Below are 3,368 nucleotides of genomic sequence, written 5' to 3'. Positions count from 1 at the left end.
CTTGCCATCCTTGGCCAATACACCAGATATTTGTTCTGGAGACCATTGCTCAGTAATAAGAAGGCGCTTCGCCTCTTCCATGACATCCTTGTCGACTGAACGATTGCCTGGCTTTCTGCGCCTTGTTTGTACTGCATTTGCTTGGGCAGTTTCCCAATTATAGTGTCTTCGGACTCCGCTATTACGTCTTATTTCACGAGACACTGTACTTGCACTTACATTTATCGCCTTGGCAATATCTTTTTGTTTCGTTCTATTTTGGAGTAGCACAGAAATTGTGTACCTTTGCTCCGAGGTTAATTGTTTGTACATTGCAATGCAAAATTAATTAATCTTTGGGAGACAGAGGTCTCCCTTTCTTATTTTTATGCATTGCTTGTTGATTTTCTTCTCATGGGGGCTTCTCGCCCCCAAACCCCTCGGTGTTTTCAGGTATAGATTATTAAGCTACACCAGCACTTGGGATTGCAGTTCTATGTTGAACTTGCGTAGCCTTCTTTCGATAAAGCCAAGAAATTCTTTATAGAATCGTCAGAACCAAATGTCTTTTCTACTTCATCCTTACTTTTTTCCCATGCTTCTCCTATTTCTTTTTTATTGCAGATTATAATCTTATCATCATTGCCAAAGTCAAACAAAACCTTATAAGCAGGTTTGTTTATAATGGTGAGCAGTTTAAAAATTTCAGCATTCTCTTCTTGCTTCGGTGCGTCCAAAACCTCTATGAGTATATGTCGTTCAATTGGAAACGACACAGCCCATTTCTGAGTAACAGAATTTTCCACAATAATGCTACCATTCATAAGGAGCTTGGTCGTCTGCGTTATATGATATATTTTCTGCATCATTCATTAAATTAATATTATTAATTAATTTTGACTTCATTAAAGCCCGTGATGCTCACATCTCTGTTGCTGTAAATATTTACATCTTCGTTACTATTAATATTAACATTGCCAACATTATTAATAGTAACATCTGAGTTAACGATAACTCCCGTATCATCACCATTTGTATTAGATATTTGTGTTACATCAGAAGATATAACTTTTACGACTGGGGAGATTATATCAATTTCACCATCTGTTAGTTGGATATAGGTCGACTCGTTTATGGAGATGCGGACCTTTGTATGTCCAGATAAGTCTATATTACCATCCTTGTCCATTCTTAAGACACTGGCGTCTTTACCAACAGTTGTTGTTGCAGATGCTCTGGTAGCTAAAGTTTGGTTACCAGCACCATCAAAGTTCATGCTTACGCCGCCCTTGTCATGCAGCGTGACACTTCCTTTAGAATCATTAAGTTTCAAGGCACAGCCAGTGCGGCTGGTGAGGCTTTTGCAGTTGTTGCCTTGGCCACCGCCACCACCTGTCGTTCCATTAAACAGGCTGCCCATAACGTAGGGGCGGGCGGGGTCACCATGACGGAAGCCGAGGAGGACTTGGTCGCCTACCTCTGGGATGAAAACGAAGCCGCGGTTGCTCTTTACGTCTTTGCTGCCACCACCATCTGGTGTCATCACACGCACCCAACTTGTTCGCATGTTGTCGGTTTGCCAATTCATGCGCACCTGCACACGACCTGCTTCATGTGGGTCGGCATTGCTTAGCACCGTTGCCATCTGCGTTTCAGCCAGAGGCATTTCAACCTTTGGGTTAGGCAGACTCATTACAGTACCAGGAATGGCTTTGAAACGGTTTTTGTAATAACAGCTCTCGCTCACTTCATGGGTCATCTCGATGATGATAAAATCACCTAAGCTCTCTTGGGAGAGATTACCAACTCCCTTTAAGAAAGAACTATACAAACTTACCACCGAACCCACGTGTAGTCTTGGGTCCTGGCTTTCGGCTGTGACATAATGGGTCTCAGCCGTTTCGGCTGCTTGTTTTAGGAGTACATAATTCTCAAGATCATCGATAGAGCTGACACGCTGTATGGAGTACTGGCGAGCCGCTTTAGGGTAGGAGGGGAGCGCAGCACGGAACGCATCACCCGCCATCCTGTCATGTCCGTAAGCCTTATCAGGCGTCTTGCGGTCCATCTCACGGTTTGCACCAGAATGGAACGTAAACACCTGTTCTGGACGAGCTAATGTTTGTAGGCCAATATTGAGGGAACTCAGTGACGTGCCAAATTCCATCTTGATAGGGTCTGGCAATCGTCTTGGCTTACCGAAGACAAGTTTCAGACCATCATAATACATCCACTCTTGATACTGCAAGGCGAGACGACGAACGAAATCGAAGTCAGATTCCTCATATTGGCAGATGTAATCCAACTGTTTCTTGTGTGCCGCATTCAATGCCAACTGCACCTTACCATCACTGCACAGACTCTTTACAACATCACCAATCGACCTGTCATTCCATGAGTAACAGCTCGGTGCCGTCTCCATACGATAAGTAGAGGAGTATCCAGACACCTGTATACACCCGAAGTCGCTGCCATCGCGATGCAACTCAATGTTCGTCACAATGCCGCAGAAGAATGGTTTGTTCGCAGCTTTCACTATGATATCCTTGCCGAGCCACTCTTTACTGCTACTGATGTTATGCACCTGTCTGTTACCTCCCGACTCAAGGTCAACCGTGAGGTCAAAGTGATGATGTGCCCCAGTACTTTGGTCGATACGAAGTGATTTAAAAGAAGAAAGTCCATCCTTTCCTATGGTGATGGAGATGGGATTAAAAGGTATTGCCATTGAATATATTTTTTGAGGTAATTAAGGCTGAAAAGCGATTTAATAAGATTTGTTCCCTATATATAAATAAGGTGACGATCTCAACTGCTTAGAGGTATATCCTACAGCGGTGAGACCTAAATAGAAAGCTAAAAGGACCATGTCAAGCACGTAGCCCAACACAGTCCTTAAGTTTCTTAGACCTATGAACGAGGCCAGCGGTTGTCGAGCTCGGCATTACCCACAGTGATATTCTCAGCAGAGAAGGTCATCGCGATGGTCATCGGCGCCTCGTTGTTTACGTCGAGTGTCTCCTTGTAGTGAACGATGTAAGCATTCTTGAAAGAAATCTCCTTCATCTTAGCATCCTCCTCACTCTTCTTGTAAACGATCTTACCCTCAACAGGCTTGAACTGACTGTTGAGCATAGCCTCGATAGTAGAAGTGTCATCAGTAGACTCGATAGTGACGCTGATACGACCACCAGAGATACTTGATGCAGGCTGACCCTTCTTGTCAGTCGTACGACTGAACTCGTAGTTAGAATAGAGTACGTCGTACTCCTTGCCACCTAATTCCAATGTTGCTCTAAATGAACTCATGATAGATAATTTTAAAGTAGTTAGAAAAATAAGAAAACGAGGTCATCTTAATTTCCCTCACGTATGAGAAACAAAAAAGA

4 protein-coding genes are annotated in these 3,368 nt (G+C 43.6%); all 4 read right to left on the bottom strand.

Features of this window, described 5'->3' with window-relative positions; genetic code table 11:
• Positions 1 to 312, bottom strand: a 312-nt coding sequence (locus HMPREF0666_RS11500) for a helix-turn-helix domain-containing protein (RefSeq protein ID WP_009012529.1), incomplete at its 3' end; no start/stop codon positions are given.
• A gap of 161 nt (positions 313 to 473) precedes the next feature.
• A complete protein-coding gene (locus tag HMPREF0666_RS11495) occupies positions 474 to 803 on the bottom strand; it encodes a hypothetical protein (RefSeq protein ID WP_232214102.1) in 330 nt (109 codons plus the stop codon).
• A 62-nt stretch (positions 804 to 865) separates the two neighbouring features.
• The gene (locus tag HMPREF0666_RS11490; RefSeq protein WP_009012527.1) at positions 866 to 2,707 is read right to left on the bottom strand and encodes a type VI secretion system Vgr family protein; all 1,842 of its coding nucleotides are present in this window, start codon (positions 2,705 to 2,707) and stop codon (positions 866 to 868) included.
• A 182-nt stretch (positions 2,708 to 2,889) separates the two neighbouring features.
• On the bottom strand, positions 2,890 to 3,288 hold the full coding sequence (tssD, locus tag HMPREF0666_RS11485; protein ID WP_004384141.1) for a type VI secretion system tube protein TssD: 399 nt from the start codon (positions 3,286 to 3,288) through the stop codon (positions 2,890 to 2,892).
• Between the last annotated feature and the right edge of the window lie 80 nt (positions 3,289 to 3,368).

The organism is Prevotella sp. C561 (assembly GCF_000224595.1).
GTDB classification, from domain to species: Bacteria; Bacteroidota; Bacteroidia; order Bacteroidales; family Bacteroidaceae; genus Prevotella; species Prevotella jejuni.
Note: the sequence above shows the minus strand (reverse complement) of the source record. Positions and strands in the feature narration are given on the sequence as shown.